Consider the following 22,369-nt stretch of genomic DNA (forward strand, 5'->3'; position numbering starts at 1 on the left):
CTTGCTTGTAATTTATTACTTTATTGCTCCAATTTAAATTTGGTTTTTATGATTTATTTAAGCCATATTGCATAATAATATTTTGCAAGTGGCGTTATTAACCAAATAACCAATAGAAAAACAGTAATTGTTTTGATTTTTAAACCTTTAAACCCAAGCATCATGAACTCAGCAGCAATGAAATCCATTTATGTAACAGCTTACAGGTGGAGTGCCAAAAATTTCGGACAAGGTGGCTTACCAAAATTCAACTCGCTTTTTGGGGTGAGTTTTCTGCTTATCCTTTTTTTAACCAATATGATGGTGTTTGTGGAGCTATGCTTAAACCAAAAGTGGTTTAATATTAATGAGGTTTCGGCCAGCATCATTCTGCTGGGTGCTACCGGCGCTTTGCTGCTTAACTATTTTATATTGCTTAACAATGGTCGCTTTAAAAAATGGAATATCGCTTTTGAAAAATTGAGCAAAAACAACCAAAAGACCTGGTCATTTGTGCTGATGGCCTACGCGGTGGTTTCCTGCGTATTTTTCCTTTTTGTAAACGGCCTTTAACAGGCTTTAATCCCTAATAAATACCTTATTGTGATTAAGCGCGGGTAAACTAACTATTAAGTTACTTTAAATGTATGCTAATTACATGAATTGTGCGTTATTTTGCAACCGAGCCGGCCTCAACCTGCCGGTTTAATTATTTAGCTTAACCATGATCATGAAAACTATCACAAAATTTAGCTGGCTTATTGCCTTAATTATTTGCATTGGTACAAAAACAGTATCGGCACAAACCAAAGCTGATGTTTTTAACCCTAAAGTACCGGTTACCTGGCTGGGAATTGATTTTTCACAAATGAAATTCCTGGGGATCGAATCGGAATATAAACTTAAAGGCGAAGTTATTAACTCCGATTTTGTTGCCCGGTACATCCCCGCCTGGGCCAACCTGTTCATCACCGAACCCAAAACTTATGATGTAGCCAAATCGATACATCGCGATAGTGTTCATTTTGCATTAAAGGTGACAGAAACAGCCAACAATGCTATTACCAAAAACTTTTTTACCGAAAAGCCATCAGACTTAAACACGCTGAAAGAAAAAGACATCCAGGAGCTTGTTAAAAACTATGATTTTCAAGGGCAAAAGGGCATTGGTATGATGTTTTTTGTTGAAAGCATGAGTAAGGCCGCCAAATCGGCCGGTGCCTGGGTAACCTTTGTAAACATGAATGATAAAACCGTGTTATTTACGGTATACAAAAGCGGCGACAGCCGCGGCTTTGGTTTCCGCAATTATTGGGCACACTCCTGGTACAATATCCTGAAAGATTTCAGGAGTGATTTTAGTAGTTATCAGAATAGCTTTAAGAAAAACTAATTGACAAAGGCGCCCGCGAGGCGCCTTTTTAGCTTCATTATACTTCTCCCAATTAATAAATTCAATTTCCGGGGCATTATACCTGTCTTTGCGTTACAGTAGCCTTATTGTATATCAGCAAATGTTATTAAATAAGCCATTAGCATTTTTAGGATTAAAAAATTATTTATCTTTCGCTTTGATTAAACTTTATCACAGTGTTGGTTAAAACTTTTGGCAGTGCGGTTTATGGGATCCAGGCGATCACGATTACAGTTGAGGTGAATATAGCGCCGGGAACTAAATATTTTATTGTGGGCCTGCCAGATGTAGCCATCAAAGAAAGCTATTTCAGGATCGATTCGGCACTTAAAAATTGCAATTTCAGGATGCCGCGCCAGCAGGTTGTGGTAAACATGGCCCCAGCCGATATCAAAAAAGAAGGATCATCCTATGACCTTACCATCGCCACCGCTGTTTTAGCGGCCTCTGGCCAGTTAGAAACCGCCGACCTGGATAAGTACATCATCATGGGCGAGCTTTCCCTTGACGGCAGCCTACAGCCTATTAAAGGTGCCTTGCCCATTGCCGTACAAGCGCGTAAAGATGGCTTTAAAGGTTTTATCCTCCCTAAACAGAACGCCCGGGAAGCCGCCATTGTAAACGACATTGAAGTTTATGGTGTGGAAAATATCACCGAAGTTGTTGGCTTTTTCAATGGCACTATTAAGCTTGAACCCGTAATAGTAAATACCCGCGAAGAGTTTTACGACAGCCTTTGCAATTACGATAGCGATTTTAGTGATGTGCGAGGACAGGAAAATATTAAACGTGCATTGGAAATTGCAGCGGCCGGTGGTCACAACGTGATATTGATTGGTCCGCCGGGAGCAGGTAAAACTATGCTGGCCCGCAGGCTGCCCTCTATTTTACCGCCGCTGAGTTTACACGAATCATTAGAGACCACCAAAATCCATTCTGTAGCGGGCAAGCTTGCCGCGGCGGATGCTTTGGTTACTATCCGGCCGTTCAGAAGCCCCCACCATACCATTTCAGATGTTGCCCTGGTAGGCGGAGGAAGCAACCCGGCACCGGGCGAAATTTCGCTGGCCCATAACGGCGTATTATTTTTGGATGAATTGCCCGAATTTAAACGCAGTGCATTGGAGGTAATGCGCCAGCCGTTAGAGGAACGCCGGGTTACTATATCAAGGGCCAAGTTTTCGGTCGATTACCCATCAAGCTTTATGTTGGTGGCCAGCATGAACCCCTGCCCCTGCGGTTATTATAACCACCCCGAAAAAGACTGTATCTGCCCGCCGGGCATGGTGCAAAAATACCTGAGCAAGATCTCGGGACCATTATTGGATAGGATTGACCTGCATGTGGAAGTTACCCCGGTTAACTTCAGCGAACTATCTTCAGACAGGCTGGCCGAAAAAAGCGAAAACATCCGCGAACGGGTGATCAAAGCCCGGGAGGTACAGATAGAACGCTTTGGCAACCGGCCCGATCTGCATGCCAATGCCCAGATGAGTCCGCAAATGGTGCGCGAGTTATGTAAAATTGACTCGGCCGGTCAAATCCTGCTCAAAAAAGCCATGGAAAAACTTGGCCTCAGCGCCCGCGCCTATGACCGCATCCTGAAAGTAGCCCGAACCATTGCCGATCTGGCCGGAAGTGAGGATATCAAGTTAGAACACCTTGCCGAAGCGATACATTTCAGGAGCTTGGATAGAGAAGGCTGGGCTGGATAGTTGAGACAGAATCTCAAAACATAGTTGTTCGAGGTCATGGCTCTCGAACAGCCGTTGAACTTCGAACTGTAGGAGAATTTTAGAAACTAGAATAAACTATGAAAATCGATAATAAAACTGCATCCAATACATTTCAAGTCTCCTACTATTTTTCATACAAAGAGTTTTCCAATCAAATCGGACTTCAATGCTGGCCTGGTTATCCGATTTTTATTATCGCGATTTTGCTGGGTTTATTTACCCGATATCAGGATCTTGCTCTTTATTTGGGCATACTGGCTGTTTTTGTAATTGTTTTTTGCGTTGCGGTAACCCGGTTTTATGCCAATGCTATTTTGGAAATTCCCGAAAGGGCATTAATCATCACAAAAAAAGGACAGATCAGATATTTTAATTGGTCTGATATTTCAAATATTGTTTTTATTACTCCCTCACACGGGGCTTCGTACAGAGAGACAGTAATGGCTATTTACAATAAGTATAATGAAATAGACTATATCGTTATAGAAAGCTTGTATTTTAAAATGGCAAATGCCAAAGAAAAAGAAATTGGACATTTAGTAGAAAAATATCTTAAGGGCTATGCGTTTAAAATATACCGGAGCGATTTTTATCGCCCGATTTCACTTAAGAGAAAAGATATTTTTCCAACTATTTACCAGGGTAAAACGATTGAATTTTGAGAAATCTCCCGCCCTCTGTAATTTCAACAGTTTAAAATACCTCTCCCTCTTGACTACTTCTCCTTACTTTTAAACCACACTAAACAGTTTTTTGACAGTGACCGGTCTCAAATCATAGTAGTTCGAGTCGAGACAAACAACCAGTAAACTTCGAATAATGTGAGTGCTGTTTCCCAACATCTAAGGCTTCATTCTAAAATTGTGGAGCTCAATTCTATTGAAGATATTTATTATCGGTTAAATTGTATAAATTGATATCCTTTTCTCACGATAGATCAATTAGAGATTAGATTAGTATAAATAAAACATTATATCCATGAAAGGCATACCCAGCCTTATTACAGCATTATTTGTATTTACAGTCAGCCAAGCCCATGCTCAAATCAGTAGCGATATGCAAGCAATGCATATGATAAAAGATTTTTATACAGCTTATAATTCATTGAATTTAAAATTGGCGGATAAAAGTAAATTGGACGCATTGATAGATAAATATTTTACAATACAGGAAAGTGAAACATTAAAAAGAGGGTATAAAACGGGCCATGATATAATGACAAACGATAGTGGAATTACTAATAGGTCTTTGGAAACTATGGTTATTAATCAGATGGGCGACGAAAAGGCACTTAATATCGAAACAGGAAAATATGAAATAAACAAGGGGCTGAAAGGTGCATACGAAGTCAGTTATGTTCTTAACCCTGTTACACCAAAACTTAATGAAGTTACAACAGAAGCCAATATTTTAATTGACATTCTCGTTGTAAAATATAATGGTGTTATAAAAATTTCACGCGTAACTAATGGACTAACTAATAGCCTACGATACCATAAAAATTAAGAAAATAATTAGCGGTCTCCGAACGCCATGCCATAGCTTCCAAATTACGCGAAACAGTTTTTTCACCGCCAACCATTTTTATATGGTTACATTGTTTTAAATTAGATACATGAAAAAAGTAACCGGAATAGGCGGCATCTTCTTTAAATGTGATGACCCTAAAAAAATGAAAGATTGGTATTCTCAAAATCTGGGGTTACCTGTAAGTGAGTATGGTATCATGTTCAAATGGCGCGACGCCGATGATCCAAGCAAAGAAGGGACAACTGTTTGGAGCCCTTTTAAAAATGATACCAAATATTTTGAGCCATCAAAGAAAGACTTCATGATCAATTACCGTGTTGAAAATATTGAAGCATTGGTGGAGCAGCTAAAAAGCGATGGTGTAACCATACTTGATGAAATAGCCGTTTATGATTATGGCAAGTTTGTTCATATCCTTGACCCCGAAGGTAACAGCATTGAACTTTGGGAGGACGTTGAGTAGTTTAGGTTTTCCTTTGCTACCCGGTTGTAAAATTAAATTTTTGGCACAATCGCCCCCTCAAACTGTCGTTCTTATCCCTACAAAAACACCTGTTTCTGCTTAATTTCATGTAACAATACACTTACCCGAAAATACTCAGCAAATGGAAGCAAAAAGTAATTTAAGAACCTGCCCTAAAGGGCACCAATACTACAAAAGCAGCGACTGCCCAACCTGCCTCATATGTGAAAAAGAAAGAAAGCCCTCTTTCGGCTTTCTTTCTTTGCTTGGTGCGCCAGCCAGGCGGGCATTAGAGAACCATCATATTTTAACCCTTGAGCAGCTGGCCGAACATTCAGAAAAGGAAATTTTAGCCTTTCATGGATTGGGGAAAAGTACCATTCCCATACTAAAAACGGCATTAAAAGAAAAGGGGCTTTCTTTTACAGATTTATAACCGCATCTTCAAATCGCCCTTAACCATGGCCGACGTTACCGGTTGCTCAGAGACAATATGAAACTACCCTAAAAGAACCCTGATTAATTAAACGATTGCCTGAATTCCAAAGGCGATAGCTTGGTTTTAGTTTTGAATAATTTGCTGAACGATTGTGAATGTTCAAAGCCCAGTTCATAGGCAATTTCACTTACCGATAAATTGCCGGTAGATAGTTTTTCCTTTGCTTTTTCTATCAGTTTATCATGAATATGTTGCTGGGTACTTTGCCCGGTTAACGTTTTAAGCAGCTCGCTCAAATAACCGGGCGATAGGTTTAACGCGTCGGCAAGGTGGGCTACCGTAGGCAACCCATGTTTCGCCAGGGCATCGCTGTTAAAATATTCCTCCAGTATTTCTTCTACACGGGCGATGATCTGGTGACTTGAGATTTTACGTGTAATGAACTGGCGCTGATAAAACCTATCGGCATATGCCAGTAATAACTCCAGCTGCGCAATCATAACGGTTTGGCTGAACTTATCAATGTTGGTGTGGTACTCCTGCTCCATATAACGTACAATACCGGTGATAATGGTTTCTTCTTTATCGGATACGTACAGGGCTTCGTTAACAGCGTAGCTAAAGTATTCATACTGTTTGATGGTTTTAGCCAGGGAGGTATTCCACAAAAAATCCGGGTGCACCAGTATCATCCACCCAGAAGCACGATGTGTTGGCTCTTTTTCAAACTCCACACCAAAAACCTGGCCTGGTGCCATAAAAAACATCACCCCCTCGTCAAAATCATAAGACTGCTGCCCATACTTATACCGCACATCAAATCCTCTTTTTAAGGAGATGGAATAAAAATCAAACACCAGGCTAATGGACCCCGTGGTAACCGGCGGCGTTAGCGTTGCCATGTCAATTACGCTGATCAGCGGGTGCTCTGGTTTGGGAAGCCCTGCCACCCGGTGATATTCGGTAATGGTTTTAATCCGATGGGGTTGAACGCTTGTCATATCAATACAAGATAGTAATTACTGTTGATAAACGGCTGTTAATCATTTTGATTGTGCCAGGGCCAGTTCTATAGCCTGCCGGGCTGTCATTAGTGGTCGTGATAAAACAGACCGGATGGGCATCGGGTCGCCAACCGAATCTATGGGAATACAATCAAGGATACCTTTCATTGCTCCCTTAGGCATTTTAATCACACGCTCAATAAGCGGCGCTATTACTTTTAAGGGAGATAGCGGGATATGAAGTTTTGCCGGATGTTTACGCCCGATGACCCCGGCAATAACATCAATCAGTTGGTTATTACTTAGCACATCATCGCTCCCTACATCATAACACCGACCGTACGTTTGCTTATGATCAAGTACCCCAGCCAGGTAATAAGTCAAATCATCAATGGCAATACAGCGATACTTTTGCCGACCGTTCCCCATCAAAATAGCCAGGCGTTTTTTAGCGTTGCTCAGGGCCATATTAAAACCCTGTCCACCTATTCCTATAATCATTCCGGGGCGAATTACGGTTACATCAAGTCCGCTATTCAGCAAAAGTTGTTCAGCCCGCCAACGGCCGCGTACCCATGCGCTTGGCGCATCGGGCGCGGCACCTAAAAAGGTAACATAAACTATCCGGCGTACGCCCTGGCTATGGCAAGCCGTTATAATGTTTTGCAGTCCATTCATCTCCACGTCCATAAAGTTTTGCCCCGCGGTATTGCTGTGTTGAGGGGCAAGGGTGTGGATAGAGATATAAACAGCATCTACCGATTGGAGCGCTTGCTGTATGGACTCCGGGGCCGAAATATCGCCCTGGACCACCTCACAACCGGTTGTTACCAGGTCCTCAACTTTAGCCGGCTTACGGGCAAGGCAACGCACGCCGTAGCCATCGGCCAGTAATTGCCAGGCAAGGGCTTTGCCTACAAAGCCCGACGCCCCTATCACAAGTATTTTTTTCATTGGTGTTTGTTTAAAAATCTTAACCCTTAAAAACCGCCGCAAACTCTTCGGCAAAATCAGCCATTTTTACTTTGCCCATTACTACTGGCTTGTTAAGGTAGTAGTCGGCTTCCAGTTCGCCAGTGTGCACGGCCGCGTACATTTCAACCAAACCGGCTGCAATTTTTGGGGGCATACCCGCGGCTTCCAGGCCCGCCTGCATTTGCTGACTGGGGATAAGGATCCATTTTAAATCGGGCAGGCCTATGGCTTCGCCTAAAATGCGGGCAGTATCGGTGCCTGTAAGTTCGTCACTTGCCACATACCGTGTGTTGTTACCAGTTGGCCGGGCTTCCAGTTCTTCGGCAATGGCGGCAGCAATATCTGAGGGGGCCACCCATATCAATTTATCATCGCCGCCATAGTTTGCGGCAATAAAACCCTGGCTTTTAATCATGGGTATAAAACCAAACAGGTTGTAATAAAAGCCGGCGGGCCGCATAAAGGTAACAGCCACATCGGTAAGCTTATTAAGCGCTAACTCAACCCCGCGGTGTAGCAGGATGAGGCCCGAGTCTTTTTCCATATGCGCGCCAATGCTGCTCAGGTGCACCAACCGCTTTACGCCCGATTGTTTGATAGCCGTGGCAAAATTACCGGCGAGCGAAGCACAGAGGGTAACCAGGTCGAGATCAGAATTAAGGTAATCGGCCGGGGGCAGCATGGTGTATACTGCATCGGCACCGGTAAAAGTACGGGTCAAAAAGTCCGGGTCTTCAATAGTTCCAATGGCGGCGGTAGCGCCTAATGTTTCAATGTCGGTTTGTTTTTCGGGTTTACTGCTAATTACAGTTACATGGTGCCCTTTTTGCACTAATGTGCCGGCAAGTGGCTTGCCGATATGTCCTAATGAACCTGTTAATACAATTTTCATGATGATATTTTTTGTTGGTACAAAGTTGGGCAGAGATAAGAGGGCAGATGTAACCGAATCTGTGCTTGTTGTAGCCTAATCAAGGTTTTGAGAGGGCAATATTGAAGTAACGATACTGTTACAGCCCCAACACCAGGCAATTAACCAAAATGCTTAAATTTGATTATAGCCTTTAACATCATGAGCCAGATCAATAAAGAAGATATCAAACAGGAAGTGTTTGACCTGTATGACGATTACGCGCATAACCGCCTTAACAGGCGCTCTTTTGTAGAAAAACTTTCCATATATGCCGTTGGCGGTTTAACCGTGCCGGCGCTAATGAGTTTCCTGATGCCCGATTATGAAGGCACCCTGCAAACTAAAGCCGATGATCCGCGTTTAAAATCGGGCTATATCACCTACAATTCGCCAAAGGGCGGTGGCAACATTAAGGCACTATTATCTGAACCTATCAATGCCAAAAGTAAACTTGGCGGCATTGTGGTAGTTCATGAAAACCGGGGATTAAACCCTTATATTGAAGACGTAGCCCGACGTGCTGCACTGGCCGGCTTTATTACCATTGCCCCCGATGCGTTAACCCCGCTGGGCGGCTATCCGGGTAACGACGATGCAGGCCGTACCATGCAGGCCAAGCTGGATAAAGTTCAGATGGAGCAGGATTTTATCGATGCTTTTGAATACCTTAAAAACCATAAAGATTGTAACGGCAAAGTAGGCGTTGTAGGCTTTTGCTTTGGCGGCGGTATTGCCAATACCATGGCCGTGCAGGTACCGGATCTGGCGGCAGCCGTACCATTTTATGGTGCCCAGCCCGATGCTGCCGATGTGCCTAAAATTAAAGCCCCGCTTATGCTGCACTATGCCTCGTTGGATACCCGCATCACCGCAGGCTGGCCGACCTACGAAGCCGCCTTAAAAGAAAACCATAAACAATACCAGGCTTTTATTTATGAGGGCGCCAACCATGGTTTCCATAACGACACCACACCCCGTTACGATAAAGCCGCCGCCGAGCTGGCCTGGAAACGTACCATTGATTTTTTTAGCGAACATTTGAAATAGGAAATCATTCGCTGGCTAAAATTTCTTGTGTATAAGATTTACATTAGTGCCTTTATCAACGGCACTAATGATCTCATCAATTAACCCTACTCTGCTAACCACCAAAACCCTCCAGCCCAAAACCATTTTAGTTGAGGAGGGCGCTATAGCACAGGAGCTATTTTTTATCCAAAGCGGTTGCATCAGGGCCTGGTACAATGCCGATGGGCAGGAGGTAACCTTGCAATTTTTTTTTGAGGGCGAATCCGTTACCTCGCTCGAAAGTTTCTTGAATGGCATCCCAGGCACGATCAACATCGAAACTTTAGAAACCTGCACGGTAAGCATTCTTAAAAAAGCCGACTTTTCAAGGCTCATCGAAACAGACCCGGCCATGAAGGATTGGTTTTATACCACCGCCATCCAAAAACTGTTTACCCATACCAACAGGCTGCTTTCCCTGTTAAAAAATAAACCCTTCGACAGGTACAAGCAGCTATTGGCCGAGCAGCCCGACTTGTTTCAGCGTATCCCTCAACATTACATAGCCTCATACCTGGGCATCACATCCGTTTCATTAAGCAGGATCAGGAATCGAAAGACTTCCTTTTCTTAACAATTGTTATCGTTACAAATGCAACCCGTTCCCCAACTTTGTGGCGATAAAAATTTAAACAATGAAAGCACCCATATTTTTAAAAATAGTTACAGCTGTAAACGTTATAGTTGCCACAGGTTTTTCGGTAGCAGGGATAATTAACCCAGCCGCTATATTGCCGGCCAATATTGGTCCCGATAAAGCCATCGCTACTTTTGCTTTATATGCCACTGCACGTACTATTCCATTAGCAGCTATCGCCATTGCTTTAGTGATCGGCAAACGCCGGGACGCGCTTTTTACACTTGCTTTGCTGGCTGGTGTAATTCAACTGTTCGATGGTTTTATCGGCATTTACCAGCACGATGCATCCAAAAGCGCGGGGCCATTTTTGATCGCGGTGGTACAGTTTATCGGGCTTTATTTTGCGATGAAGGGCGGGGAGCAAGTGACAGAAAAATAGCTTGTTTGAATATGCTTCCGGTAGCAGATAATACCCGCAGCATGTCGCCTCACTTATTTACTATCAGCAGCAATCACCGCTTTTAAAGCATCCCCGGTAATTTGGTAAAATGGCTGGCCGGCTAAAAAGGTTATTTGTTTCATCGGCTTAAAGGCCGACATTTTTTTGCCTTTTAACTCTACCTGCGTACGGTAAGCAGCTATAGCGCCTTTGAGCACATTTTGGGCAACGGTTGCAGTTGGCGAATCAACTCCGCCATCTTTCAAATCACTCGCATGGGTGTAGCTATCTACCCCTAATCTGAGTGCTTCGCGCATGCCTATAGCGCCTACGGTTTTCATCATTTCAGGATCAAATTTGGCCCGGTCGCCAAGGCCTATCAGCAGTAGTTTTTGCGGGGCAATAGTGCCATTGGGTACATCAATCAATATGGTCTCAAAGGCGTGGCCGGTAAATTCGCCACTTTTTCTAAGTGTGGTGATGATGCCGTTCAATCCCTGGTCAAGGTGAGCCATGCCGTTTGCTGCCAGGGGTAACGCCGGCGGTGTATAAATATCATTTTCGGTATATTCAAAAACGCAGGCCACCTGTAAAGGCGTTTTTTGTGCCGATGGGCTTTGTACCATGGCCTCAATATTAATTCCATCAATGTTACCCAGCGTAGCATGCGTACCAACTACCGGTAAAGCCGTTGTAACCTGCGCCCGCAAAGCAACAGGTATAAGTGCAAGTAAAATAAATACACTAAGTACGTTCAGTTTTAATGTTTTATAAGGCTGTGATTGCTGGTTTGCGCTCGTTTTCATTTTTATGTTTTTTATATGGTGATCTGTTGTTTGTTTAAAACAAATGTAAGCCGCCACCGCAGGCCCACAAATAACCTACATCAAGAAATGAATGCCCCGGCTCAATTTATTGGGCAATGCCTGCGGCCCGGGCTGTGCACTCATACTGCACAGGCCTTAACCACATTGGCGGGTATCCGTTTCCATCCCTATCGCGAAAAAACACTTTCAAAATAGTATCATCAAATTTGCTAAATCGATTTTTTACTTATATTTGGTCTGTTAACGCCAATTATCAATCATTCATCTAACCAAATATGAAAACCATAAAACTATTAGTTTGCCTGCTGTTTGCATTAACCCTAAAGGCAAACGCCCAGCAAACCGAAGAGCAAAAAAAAGCCGAGGCCTGGGCCAACTTTCAAAAAATGATTGAAGAACGCATCCATAAAGACTGGGCCTGGATAAAACGCTACGAAGCCGATAACGAAAAGATGCCTGCTCCTGCCGCTGGCGAGAAGCGCGTAATTTTTATGGGCAACTCGATAACCGAAGGCTGGATAAATACTGACCCTGACTTTTTTAAGGGTCGCCCCTATATTAACCGCGGCATTGGCGGCCAAACCACACCGCAAATGCTGGTACGTTTTCGCGAGGATGTAATTAACCTGAAACCCGCTGTGGTGGTAATTTTGGCGGGCATTAATGATATTGCCGAAAATACCGGACCGGCAAAACTGGAGGATGTGGCCGGCAATATATTTTCCATGGCCGAACTGGCCAAAGCGGCCAATATCAAAGTGGTGCTGTCATCCGTACTGCCGGCGCTGGCCTTTCCGTGGCACCCCGGCATTGATCCCCGCGACCCGATAAGCAAACTTAACGCCATGCTTAAAGTCTACGCCGAAAAGAACAAGCTTGGCTACATTGATTATTATTCCACCATCGTTGGTCCCGACCGCGGCATGAAGCCCGGCCTCGCTATCGATGGAGTACACCCCAACCTAAGTGGCTACAAAATAATGGAGCCACTTGCCGAAAAGGAGATTGCCCGGGCGCTGAAATAGGTGTGGGCATTTTGAACGGCAGTTAAAAAGAGAAGGCTTACGTGATTGATTCCTACAGTACTATTGAGTCCATCACACCGATGGTTCCACATCGGCCGCAACAACCTTTTTCTTCTTTACTCTTTTGCCTTTGGCCAGTTCATTTTGCTCTTTTTCGTCATCGCCAAGGATAATGCCCCAGGGTTTCAGACTTTCTACCCGGTCGAAAATGATTTTTAGTACGGCTATGCTGGGGATGGATAGGAACATGCCGGGAATGCCCCAAATCATTTCGCCCATTACCACGCCAAGCACAGTAATAAGCGCGTTGATTTTTACTTTGGAGCCAACAACCACCGGTAGTAATATATTACTGTCAATCAAATGCGTAACCACCAGCGTCACCATTACCCATATTACTTTGGTACTATCCGGCGATGAGCCCAGCGTAACTACCGCGCTTACTACCAGGGCGCTGAAAATGCCCACGTAAGGGATAATATTAAACAAACCCGTAATCAGCCCCAGCAAAATGGCGTACTGCACGCCCATAAAACTAAAGGCCACGCTAACGCCTGTTGCTATAATGCTCATTTCAATAAGTAAACCGATAATGTATTTGCGAATAATGCGCTGTACCTGCTCTATCACCTCATGCACGGTGGTTTTATTTTCGGGCAGAAAAACCGACACCAGGAATTTCATGATGAGCCGACGGTACAACAAAAAGAAAAAGGTATAAATAAAGGTAAATACCAAAAACAGCAGGATAGACGATAAGGACAGCACTGTGGCTCCCACCACTTCAGGATCTGGCGACAGTACCTTACTGGCAGCCGAGTTAACCACCCGAAGCTGTTTGCCGCGTGTTACATGGAAAGTATCCTGCACCCAGCCCCTAAACTCCCACATCGACTGGCTGATCTGCGCCTGGAACTTTGGCCAGTCTTTAGCCAGGTCGGCAATTTGCGAGCCGATGACAAAGATCAGTAAGCCAATCATCGATAGCAGCAACACCACTGCCGTCATGGAGGCGGCGCTGCGGGGTAAACGTAGCCGTCTCTCTAAAAAGGACGCCACCGGCAACAGCAAAATAGAGAACAGGCACGAAAATATCAGGGGCGACAGGATCTCTTTGGCAATAATCACCAGGTAACCAATGGCAAACAGGCTGAACAACACGCAGGCCAGTTTAATATAAAACGGAAGTTTAGTAAAGGTTTTCAGGTCCATAATTACAGCGTGTTTACGTGGGTCGTTGGTGTAAAGTTATAAAATAACAGGAGTAGAAATCATATTGAATAATGAATTTCCAATGTACAACACCGCCGGAATCATTACACAAGCCCCCCAAACATCTGCGCTAAATGAGGCTGTCTTAATTCTTGACGCTAACCTCTTGATTCTCCCCCCGCACCAGCGCCAGCACAACTTCATAAGCTGTTTTTTTCTCGCGGCGTGCTATCAGCCAGGCGATGAAGCTTAAGGTGAAGATGTCGTTATTTTCTGCCTGATCAAGCAGGTTTAAAACCGCGTTGTGGTACGCTGCTTCAAAAACTGCATCGGGTTTTTGCAGGTATTTTTCAACCAGTTTCAGGAACAATAGTACCCGCTCTTCCGAAGTTTTCAACAGGTACTTTTTATAGCGCCGCCTGAAGCTGTTTAACCGCGACATGGCCAGATCAATGTTAGCAAACTGCGCGTACACCAAAATTTCCATCAGGTTTTTGCGGATGGTCCACAACATGCCCATTTGTTTTTCATACCAGGCATCGGTGCGGGTTAGCAAGGTGAGCTGTTTCAAACTTCGCTGGTCATTGCACAGGGCTAAAAACATGGCCAGGCAGATCCGTAAATCTTCTATATCTTCCGGTTTGCTCCGGCTGTTTGTTTTGGCGAGCGATTGCTGCAAAATCGCGATAGCATCATCAGCAAAGCCTGTAAAAAACAGGTTGAGGGCCAGTAGTAACTGGTAGCGTAAATAGAATAGCGTGTAATACCTGCTATCCGTTTCCATTAAATCCATCATTTGTTTTAACCAGGATGTACTCCTTGCAAAATCCATTCGCCGCAGATGAAAGTTGGCCAAAAAATACAGGATAGAGATATGGTAAAAAAGGTACGACTGCTTTTTATGCACCTGGCCTTGCATAAATTGATTAGTACGCTCAATATAGCGCTCTATCAATCCATAATTCTGCTGTATGGCCGCGTATTCATTGGCGATGAAAAGGATCTGGTAGATGGATTTATAGGTCATGAGGTCCTGTGCAAGGATTTTGTATTTCCTTATCGTGGTGACCGCCAGGTTGCTCAAATTCACTATCTTCCCTTGCAGGTGAATAGCCTGTAGTTCCTGCCTTAAAAAAGCATAGGCCATGTTAAGCTTAGCCTCGCGCTGCATGTGCAACTGGTTTTGCATAAAACGCGCGGTGAGGGCATCAAGGTCTTCGGCTCCCGGCACATGGGCATACTGCAGTTTCAACAGCAAAAGCTCATTCAATAAATTAAACTGCTCCAAATGCTCAGCCAGCTTTTCGGCCTTATCCAAACATTTAAAGGCTACTTTAAATACCTCATTCTCTAACAAAAAACGCCCTACCACCACCAGGCGCAGGGCATCGTAGGTTTCGGCATGGCTGCTCTCAAAAGTTTTTTTCGATAAAAATAACAGCAAATTATCCTGCAGCCTTTTGCGCAAAGCATGATAGGCATCCTTGTTTTTTTCGGGTTTGTATAGTTTGTTTATGCCAGCTATATCGTCAGTTTCTATCAAATCAAGTAAAGCAAGGTTTTTGACATCCTCCCTTTTGTTTTTGCGCTGTAAAAACTGCCTGAAGCGTATTTTGTCGGCACTATTGAGCAGGTTAACCAATTCCGAAAGTGAATCCATATAGCTGTATTAATGCTTATAAAGATAGATAAATTGTAAATTTATATCGTCAGTAATTTGCAAATACTGGTTTTTACGGCCCGGTTTTACGCCCCACATTTGCTTCCATATTAACAAACAAAATAAAACAAACATGGAACCGCTACAAAACAAAACAGACGAAAATTTGGCCATTGGAAAATATGGCGACCGGATTAAAAGAAACCCATTTAAACCTACTGCCGCCTTTATAGGTGCCTCCTGGTTTGCCTTATTAACAGGAGTGACAGGCTACTGCATAGGCTTATGGAACGCCACCATGCAGCTGAACGAAAAAGGCTATTATTTCACCATTTTATTATTCGGCTTATTCGCCGTAATCTCGGTACAAAAAAGCGTGAGGGACAAAGCCGAAGGACTTGCCGTTACCGACCTATACTACGGCATCAGCTGGTTTGCCACCATAGCGGCAATGGTTTTATTAACTGTTGGCCTGTGGAATGCCGACCTGGCCCGAAGCGAAAAAGGCTTTTACGCCATGGCATTTTGCCTCAGCATGTTTTCGGCCATTGCCGTACAAAAAAACACCCGCGACGCCAAACTGATAGACGACAAAGAACTGTAACGTAGCGGTTACCACCCCGCAGCGACTTGCCCGGCAAGCCTGCGGGGTTTATTGGTGAACTTAAACCTGCAACCACAAAATCTTACTACTTGATACTTACTACTTACTACTAAAGAGGGCAATACCTGCGGCCCGGGCTATACGTTCATACGCCTGCAGGCATTACGCGCGAGGGCCGGTACCCACTTCTATCCCTATTGCGGAGGAGGGCCAAATCACCCCATTTTAGCGCAGGTCTTGTGCTAAAGGGGTGTTTAATTAAGGCTGGAATAATTTCTATTGTTTGGCTGGCTAAATTCTTTATATTCGGCTGATCTTATCACTGATGTAATGGATAAAATTAATTGGAGTAACTCTACAGGTGACGACTTTACGCTTTTTTGCAATGCCCTGCTCAGTTTTGAGTTAGGTAAAAGCTATCAGCCATTCTCCGCAGCAGGAAAGGACGGTGGGATCGACGGGGCTTTTGATGGTGCTTATTCCGGAAAAACAGGAAAATGGCGGTTTCAATACAAATTCAGGTCTGGGCCTCGTGCTCAAAGTTTCAGCGGTTTAAAAAGCACGGTAAAAACTGAACTGACGTCTCTAAATGACGAAGCTGTTTATGTTTTATTGACCAATGTCGAATTACTGCCACAAGAAACGGTAGAGCTGCAACAAATCCTTCAGACCGAAGTCACGATTTTGGGTAAAACGTGCGAATGTATGGTTTGGGATGGTGCAAAGCTTTTCAGTTTATACTTGCAATACCCGCTTTTGCAACTATGGATGCAGGATGGCTTCCAGACCGCACAGTTGCAAGATTATCATACGGCATTTAAAAAGGAGCTATCAAAAGCCGGCTTCCTGCCAGGAACGTTAGCCAACACATTTTTTGCAAGGGTAAACGATTTAAAAGGATTGGGTGATTTTCTGCTTAATGATACGCCCATGGCTCTGGTAACCGGTGAGGCTGGTATCGGAAAAACTAGGCTTGTTTTAGAGTTTTTTAGCAACCAGGTAGATCCCGATCCGCAATGGACACCTTTAGTTTTGTTGAACAGGAATGTTGACTTTGATAAAGTACGCCGGGCATTGGCGGGAGCAGGTAATTATGTGGTTTTGATTGATGATGCACATAGTTATGTGCCTGAAATCATTGCGGATATTCAGCGCATCAGTTCAACCGCATCGAATAAGATCAAGCTGATCTTGACCGCACGTAACCTGGAGGCTTTCCGCTCGTTGAGTTTATTAAAGGAATACGAAAAAGCTAATATACTTCACCTTAATCTAAGCGAACTCTCCAGACCTGAAACGGCGCAAATGTTCGATCATTATGTAGACAACCACCAGCATTACAGAAATTTTATACCGCAATTGGTCGAGATCTCTTATGGTAAGCCTATTCTGATCATTGCTATCCTCAACGCTATAAACGATGGTATTCCAATAGCCCGGATTCGCGAGGCGGACTTTGTCCGTGATTACGTAACCAACTACTTCAACAGCTACTACAACGCGGTGGTGATGCTGACGGGCTGGTCAAAATTGCAGGCAAAGCGTTTTTTACAGCAGGTAGTTTTGATCGAGCCGTTCAACTACGGTGATACGAACATTGTTCAAAAGCTGACCGACATACAGGGCTTACAGGCGAATGATGGCGTTGCGGCTTTAAAGCTTTTAATGGAAAATGATTTGGTGGACGGGCGCTATCTTCAAAGTATCAAGCCTGATTATTATAGCGATATTTTGCTGTCGGACATAGACCGTGTTGAAGTGGCCGGTTACATTAGCGAGTTTATTCAGTTTCTTGACAATATTGTCGTTAATCTGAGCAGTGTTGATGAGAGCAACCGGACGCAGCATAATTTATTAAATGATATTCTGACAGATTATGTATCCTTTATAAAGGATACCGACCAGATAGCAATTGTTGATCGTGTGCTTGGCACCATCCTAAACATCGCCGGCTACCAGCCCAGAATCGCTGAAAAAGCGGTAGAATTCTATCTGGATGCGCTGAAGAATGAGCAGCATGTGATTTATCAGGAATGGCAGGAACTAAATGCTCGTCCCGGCTATTCGACATTTACGGCATTAAGCAAGGTCATTGAGTTGCTGTCCTACCTGTCCGGCTTACCCGAATATTATGATTTTAGCTTTCGGAAATCGATGCACTTTTTTTTGCTAACTGGAGATGCCAAGGTTGTCGGACTCTTTGCTTTTAGCAGAAAGGATGTGATCGAACAGTTCAAGTTTCCGCGCCAGCTTTTTTTCCTACAAGAGTTGAGCAGAAAGCTGAAAAAACTTACTCCTCAGGAGATTAATTTCGGTCTGCAAGTGATGAAGTCATGGCTGAATTTGGAGTTTATGGTGACTGGCTCCAGCGCCGTTAACCGCTTCGAACTTAACATTACGACCTATTACTTGCCAGCCAGTGCACCGATCAAAAAGCTGCGTAAGCAAATTGCAGAATTGCTGGTCAAAATATATAGAGACCCGGCTATGAATGGTCACCGGCTGGAGACGTTAAAGGACTTACTGGATATCCCGCGGAGTATCTTCGCGACTAGCAAAAACCCCAAACCTTACCAAAATAACGAGGAAATTAAGATCGTGTTAAATTTTCTGGAGCGGGAAGCTGCACAATTCGATCTGAAAGAAAAGAAAGAAATCGAAGAAAAATTGTTTTGGTTTCGGCGTTGGGGCATCCCTGCGGAATTTCATCAGCAGTTGGATACCATTAAGCTCAAACTACAGCCAAAGAATTTGACCGAACAGCTTTCTCAGGTGTTTTCAAAAGCCGAGGTCAGCTTTAGCGATATTAATATGGTGGAAACTAAAATAACCACCGCCTGCGATAACCTCGTCAATCAGTTCGATGCAGCAACAATGGCTGACAGCATCATTGAATTTCTTGAATCCGAGCAATACCCTCCTGTATATTTCTTTGCTTTTCTAAACAGGTTGATCGAGCATTATCCAGAATATGCAAAAATATTGTACAGGCGCATGGATGAAACCGCACCTAAATTGTTTGCAGGTTATGGCGCGGATATTTTGGGTGGTGCCTATTATGTTTTCAAAGACCATAATTTTTATTGGCAGGAAGTTGCAGCGCTTCAAAAAGCAGATACTGCGGAAACTGACAATATGCTGTTATCGGTTTATGGCCGCAGGGTTCCGGGGAATACGCAGATAGGCCCGGAGGATGTGTCGGTTATCCTGAAAGTGTTTCATAAAAAACGAAAAGAAAACAATTTCAACCTGGCTAGTAGTATCCAGAGCCTTATCGCAGCGAAATATGATAAAGTATTGGATATTTGCATCGGTTTTTTAAAACGGGCTCATCAAAAAGAGGCTGAAATGTTTTTTATATGGTTATCCGACAATAAGGTCGCAACCTATGATTTGCTATCGGAACTCGTTATCAATCATACCACCAGGTTCTATTTGACCTACGAGTTCGAACGTTGCTTGAATAAGGTTTTACGGACCTCCGGGCAGGATGTTGTCTTTGATTATTTATGCGTTCGTTATGAGTATAAAAAAGCCATCGTGATCAATCAGAAAACACTCTCTGGTTACGAGTTTGTACCTGATGGTGATCACTCTCATCTTTTTGATGGCATTCCGGAACAGAAAGCGGCGATGTTCATTAAGGCAATGGAATGGTATCTTACTGTAGATAGCGAGGGCGGGCACCTGTTTTATGCCAAAAACATGCTAGAATATCTTAAGCCGGCTAAGGCAATCGATCAGGAAAGTTTAGTTTGGTACCAAGAAAAGATCGAACAGCTTGATGATCAAGCCACCGGGCTAGACCGGATCATAGACTCACTGAGCATTTTTCATGTAAAAGACGACGGTCTTTTAGATCTGGTCATCAGCGGCTTTACAGCGGCCCATGACTTACACGAAACACATCAAGACTATTATAAGATAATCAGACAGGAGAGTTATTCAGCAGTAACTATGATGGGGGTGAAATCAGGCGCAGTAGGTGAGCCCTTCCAAGTGGATGTTGACCTTCAAAATCTCCTTAAGTTTAAGATCGGCAGCCTGCCGGAATATTTACCCGCTACAGTATTTTTAAAAGAAGTATTAAAATCTGTTGAAGCAGATATTGACCGTTCATCAGGCAGAGACAATTTAAGATGGTAACAAACCTAAACCTAACCTCATTTGCCGTTCCACGAAACGCGCTTATCGCAATTGTAAATCGAAAAGCTGCCATGTCGAAAACCACAGCGCTCAACGAACAGTTCGATGCCAAATTCAAGGTAGACGTCGCGGTACTGACCGAAATTATGACCTGTGTTGAGGCAAAATTTCATAAGTGTGAAATGATATACAATGCTTACTTTGAGTACATTGATCATGCTGTGTTAGCTGGCAACGCGGCAAGTTTGCCGGTGCAGATGAATTGTACGTTTACCGATGGCACAGCTTCTTTTCAGGAGATCATTACTTGCGATGATAAAGCATTTTACCGCGACCTGATCGATACAAATTTTCAAACATTCATTCTCATGGTGGCCTCCATTTACGAGAACTTAGTTCATGTAACAGAAATCATCTCTAAAAAAGTTATCGTTTACATGAAGAAAAAGCCACCTATAAGCGCTCCGTTACATGATTTTCTCGAACATTTAAAATTGCTGGTAAACCTTGGGTACCGAAAAACAAATGAGTTGGATACCTGCCTCACTACCTTCGCGCCGTATTTCCAAACCTACTTATTAACGACCAACAGGTTGCGTAATAGTTTTATTCATGGCTACGCGAGAAATTTAGCCAGTGATGGCTTCAATTACAGAATTACAAACTTTGACCCTGCCGCATTCACGGCGGGGTCACCACAATTAAATATTGATCTCTTTTCAAAGAATATTTTGGACAATACGCGGGACTTTATTGCGGCGTTATATCCTGCTTTGGAAAAGACGATCCGGCATCATACTAAAAGAGTGCCGGTATGATCTGATTTACTAATGCCTCCCCGTTATCTGTTGTTTCCTCCAGCTATCCGAATGTCTCCGGGCTAATATGATTGTAGTTTATAACTGCCATAACCTTATTTACACCGAAAAACCATTTTAAATGATACCTTACCCCCGATTATGAATTACAAATTTGAAAAAGCCACAATCGACCAGCTCGACGAGATTTGGGAGATTTTGGAGGGCGCGATTAGCAGGCGGAAACAGGATGGCAGCGATCAATGGCAGGATGGCTATCCTAACCCGGCGGTAATTAAAGACGATATTGAGCAGGGTTATGGCTATGTGATAGTTAACGACAAAGATATTATTGCCTATTGCGCCATTATGGTGAACGATGAACCGGCGTACGCCGATATTAAAGGCCAATGGCTAACCAACGGCGACTTTGTGGTTTACCACCGGGTAGCGGTATCTGAAAAATACCTGGGCCAGGGATTCTCTAAAATACTGTTGAACTTTATTGACGCCTATGCCCTGGAAAAAAACATTTTCAGCATAAAAGTAGATACCAACTTTGACAATGCGCCCATGCTGGCGCTTTTCCAAAAAGCCGGCTACCAATATTGTGGCGAGGTGTTTTTTCGGGGTAGCCCGCGTAAGGCATTTGAAAAATTGTTGCAGGTGGTTGGTTAGATTGGCTGGTTAAAAACAATATGAATCGTTATTGCGGGAGGTAAAATCCGGGAATTGTGAAGGTGGGAATGACAATATAAAGCTATGTCATTGCGAGGAACGAAGCAATCGCGAACTGTGCAGATCCGCTCTGTAGAGCATGCGATTGCTTCGTTCCTCGCAATGACATGCTGGCCTTGTCATGCTGAACTTGTTTCAGCACCCCACTCGCTAAGTGTACTTCATGCGGGTAACCTGTCCTGAGGGGGCCCGAAACAAGTTCGGGATGACTTCCGTTTTTACAACTTGTACGTCTGGGAATTTACCCGTGTTCCCTTATATTTGCCGCCTATCTACAACATACTACCATGGAATACTCAAAAACTTACGTTGCCAAAGCCGAGCACATAGATGTGCAGGAAATTATGGATGGGCTGTATTACCCGTTTTATATGGAATACTGCCGCCACGACTACATCAGGGAAATATTGGGTTTCGATTTTGAAACCGAGGCCAAAAACGGCATTTATATGGTGCTATCCAACTACAGCATCAGCTTTTTACGGTCGTTAAAAAAGGGGGACGAGTTTACGGTTACCTGTACTTTATATAAAGATAAGACCGGTGCGCCTAAACTGCACTTTAAGCAGTCGATCATTTTAAATAACAAGGTAATGACCAAAGCCACCTTTACCGGCACCTGCGTACCCGCAGCAGGCGGCCGCCCATACCTGCCGGCATCGGTATTGGAGAAGATTGCGGATGCGCCGGTGTTGGAGGATTAAGCGGGCGTTTTCCTCTAACGTTATGAGGCTGTATCATAAATCATGATCAGCCTCTTTTTTATTACTAATGTTTTATTGCTGTAAATTCAAATATCTATTTATTGTTTAATTTGTTT

22 protein-coding genes are annotated in these 22,369 nt (G+C 43.8%); 16 read left to right on the plus strand and 6 right to left on the minus strand.

Translation table 11 applies throughout. The annotated features are described in order from the left end of the window. The first annotated feature begins 162 nt into the window (after positions 1 to 162). The 7 genes from FHS10_RS24590 to FHS10_RS24620 all read left to right on the plus strand — a co-directional run bounded on the left by FHS10_RS24590 (position 163) and on the right by FHS10_RS24620 (position 5,558). Positions 163 to 552 carry a hypothetical protein gene (locus FHS10_RS24590; RefSeq protein WP_259096231.1) on the plus strand — a complete coding sequence of 130 codons (390 nt, stop codon included), beginning with the start codon at positions 163 to 165 and terminating at the stop codon, positions 550 to 552. Positions 553 to 709: 157 nt separating this feature from the next. Further along, positions 710 to 1,372: a hypothetical protein gene (locus FHS10_RS24595; RefSeq protein ID WP_259096234.1), complete on the plus strand. Its 663-nt coding sequence runs from the start codon at positions 710 to 712 to the stop codon at positions 1,370 to 1,372. Between the two features lie 197 nt (positions 1,373 to 1,569). Further along, the gene (locus FHS10_RS24600; RefSeq protein ID WP_259096235.1) at positions 1,570 to 3,108 is read left to right on the plus strand and encodes a YifB family Mg chelatase-like AAA ATPase; all 1,539 of its coding nucleotides are present in this window, start codon (positions 1,570 to 1,572) and stop codon (positions 3,106 to 3,108) included. Between the two features lie 98 nt (positions 3,109 to 3,206). Continuing rightward, a complete protein-coding gene (locus tag FHS10_RS24605) occupies positions 3,207 to 3,791 on the plus strand; it encodes a hypothetical protein (RefSeq protein ID WP_259096236.1) in 585 nt (194 codons plus the stop codon). A gap of 316 nt (positions 3,792 to 4,107) precedes the next feature. Next, positions 4,108 to 4,635 carry a hypothetical protein gene (locus FHS10_RS24610; RefSeq protein WP_259096239.1) on the plus strand — a complete coding sequence of 176 codons (528 nt, stop codon included), beginning with the start codon at positions 4,108 to 4,110 and terminating at the stop codon, positions 4,633 to 4,635. Positions 4,636 to 4,744: 109 nt separating this feature from the next. Continuing rightward, entirely contained in the window at positions 4,745 to 5,122 is a 378-nt protein-coding gene (locus tag FHS10_RS24615) for a VOC family protein (protein WP_259096241.1), read from the plus strand. A gap of 142 nt (positions 5,123 to 5,264) precedes the next feature. Further along, complete coding sequence (locus FHS10_RS24620; RefSeq protein ID WP_259096244.1) at positions 5,265 to 5,558, plus strand: RNA polymerase alpha subunit C-terminal domain-containing protein; 294 nt, start codon at positions 5,265 to 5,267, stop codon at positions 5,556 to 5,558. Between the two features lie 83 nt (positions 5,559 to 5,641). On the opposite strand, the gene FHS10_RS24625 is transcribed toward FHS10_RS24620, so the two are convergent. From FHS10_RS24625 to FHS10_RS24635, 3 genes are read right to left on the minus strand one after another with little or no spacing between them, the layout of a single operon-like run. Then, positions 5,642 to 6,562, minus strand: a complete 921-nt coding sequence (locus FHS10_RS24625; protein WP_259096246.1) for a helix-turn-helix domain-containing protein — start codon at positions 6,560 to 6,562, stop codon at positions 5,642 to 5,644. Between the two features lie 42 nt (positions 6,563 to 6,604). Then, the gene (locus tag FHS10_RS24630; RefSeq protein ID WP_259096249.1) at positions 6,605 to 7,519 is read right to left on the minus strand and encodes an SDR family oxidoreductase; all 915 of its coding nucleotides are present in this window, start codon (positions 7,517 to 7,519) and stop codon (positions 6,605 to 6,607) included. A 19-nt stretch (positions 7,520 to 7,538) separates the two neighbouring features. Further along, a complete protein-coding gene (locus FHS10_RS24635; protein ID WP_259096250.1) occupies positions 7,539 to 8,432 on the minus strand; it encodes an NAD(P)H-binding protein in 894 nt (297 codons plus the stop codon). Positions 8,433 to 8,612: 180 nt separating this feature from the next. Between FHS10_RS24635 and FHS10_RS24640 the strand changes: the two genes are divergently transcribed. The 3 genes from FHS10_RS24640 (at position 8,613) to FHS10_RS24650 (ending at position 10,540) form a co-directional block, all read left to right on the plus strand. Further along, on the plus strand, positions 8,613 to 9,500 hold the full coding sequence (locus tag FHS10_RS24640; protein ID WP_259096253.1) for a dienelactone hydrolase family protein: 888 nt from the start codon (positions 8,613 to 8,615) through the stop codon (positions 9,498 to 9,500). Between the two features lie 67 nt (positions 9,501 to 9,567). Next, positions 9,568 to 10,095 carry a Crp/Fnr family transcriptional regulator gene (locus FHS10_RS24645; protein ID WP_259096256.1) on the plus strand — a complete coding sequence of 176 codons (528 nt, stop codon included), beginning with the start codon at positions 9,568 to 9,570 and terminating at the stop codon, positions 10,093 to 10,095. A 61-nt stretch (positions 10,096 to 10,156) separates the two neighbouring features. Next, on the plus strand, positions 10,157 to 10,540 hold the full coding sequence (locus tag FHS10_RS24650) for a hypothetical protein (protein ID WP_259096258.1): 384 nt from the start codon (positions 10,157 to 10,159) through the stop codon (positions 10,538 to 10,540). Positions 10,541 to 10,593: 53 nt separating this feature from the next. On the opposite strand, the gene FHS10_RS24655 is transcribed toward FHS10_RS24650, so the two are convergent. Continuing rightward, positions 10,594 to 11,346, minus strand: a complete 753-nt coding sequence (locus FHS10_RS24655) for a M17 family peptidase N-terminal domain-containing protein (RefSeq protein ID WP_259096260.1) — start codon at positions 11,344 to 11,346, stop codon at positions 10,594 to 10,596. A 296-nt stretch (positions 11,347 to 11,642) separates the two neighbouring features. On the opposite strand from FHS10_RS24655, the gene FHS10_RS24660 reads away from it, so the two are divergent. Next, positions 11,643 to 12,392, plus strand: coding sequence for an SGNH/GDSL hydrolase family protein (locus tag FHS10_RS24660; RefSeq protein ID WP_259096262.1), 750 nt, complete (start codon positions 11,643 to 11,645; stop codon positions 12,390 to 12,392). Positions 12,393 to 12,464: 72 nt separating this feature from the next. Here FHS10_RS24660 and FHS10_RS24665 read toward each other — a convergent pair whose 3' ends face one another. Both FHS10_RS24665 and FHS10_RS24670 read right to left on the minus strand, forming a co-directional pair. Next, the gene (locus FHS10_RS24665) at positions 12,465 to 13,604 is read right to left on the minus strand and encodes an AI-2E family transporter (RefSeq protein ID WP_259096264.1); all 1,140 of its coding nucleotides are present in this window, start codon (positions 13,602 to 13,604) and stop codon (positions 12,465 to 12,467) included. Positions 13,605 to 13,749: 145 nt separating this feature from the next. Further along, positions 13,750 to 15,264, minus strand: a complete 1,515-nt coding sequence (locus FHS10_RS24670; protein WP_259096265.1) for a hypothetical protein — start codon at positions 15,262 to 15,264, stop codon at positions 13,750 to 13,752. A 133-nt stretch (positions 15,265 to 15,397) separates the two neighbouring features. On the opposite strand from FHS10_RS24670, the gene yiaA reads away from it, so the two are divergent. The 5 genes from yiaA (at position 15,398) to FHS10_RS24695 (ending at position 22,253) form a co-directional block, all read left to right on the plus strand. After that, positions 15,398 to 15,868, plus strand: a complete 471-nt coding sequence (yiaA, locus tag FHS10_RS24675; protein ID WP_259096267.1) for an inner membrane protein YiaA — start codon at positions 15,398 to 15,400, stop codon at positions 15,866 to 15,868. A gap of 330 nt (positions 15,869 to 16,198) precedes the next feature. Continuing rightward, positions 16,199 to 20,014, plus strand: a complete 3,816-nt coding sequence (locus tag FHS10_RS24680; RefSeq protein ID WP_259096269.1) for an ATP-binding protein — start codon at positions 16,199 to 16,201, stop codon at positions 20,012 to 20,014. A gap of 71 nt (positions 20,015 to 20,085) precedes the next feature. Beyond that, complete coding sequence (locus FHS10_RS24685) at positions 20,086 to 20,832, plus strand: hypothetical protein (protein ID WP_259096271.1); 747 nt, start codon at positions 20,086 to 20,088, stop codon at positions 20,830 to 20,832. A 141-nt stretch (positions 20,833 to 20,973) separates the two neighbouring features. After that, entirely contained in the window at positions 20,974 to 21,489 is a 516-nt protein-coding gene (locus tag FHS10_RS24690; protein ID WP_259096273.1) for a GNAT family N-acetyltransferase, read from the plus strand. A 347-nt stretch (positions 21,490 to 21,836) separates the two neighbouring features. Next, positions 21,837 to 22,253, plus strand: a complete 417-nt coding sequence (locus FHS10_RS24695) for an acyl-CoA thioesterase (RefSeq protein WP_259096276.1) — start codon at positions 21,837 to 21,839, stop codon at positions 22,251 to 22,253. The last annotated feature ends 116 nt before the right edge of the window (positions 22,254 to 22,369 follow it).

This window comes from Mucilaginibacter dorajii (assembly GCF_024808255.1).
In the GTDB taxonomy this organism is placed as follows: domain Bacteria; phylum Bacteroidota; class Bacteroidia; order Sphingobacteriales; family Sphingobacteriaceae; genus Mucilaginibacter; species Mucilaginibacter dorajii.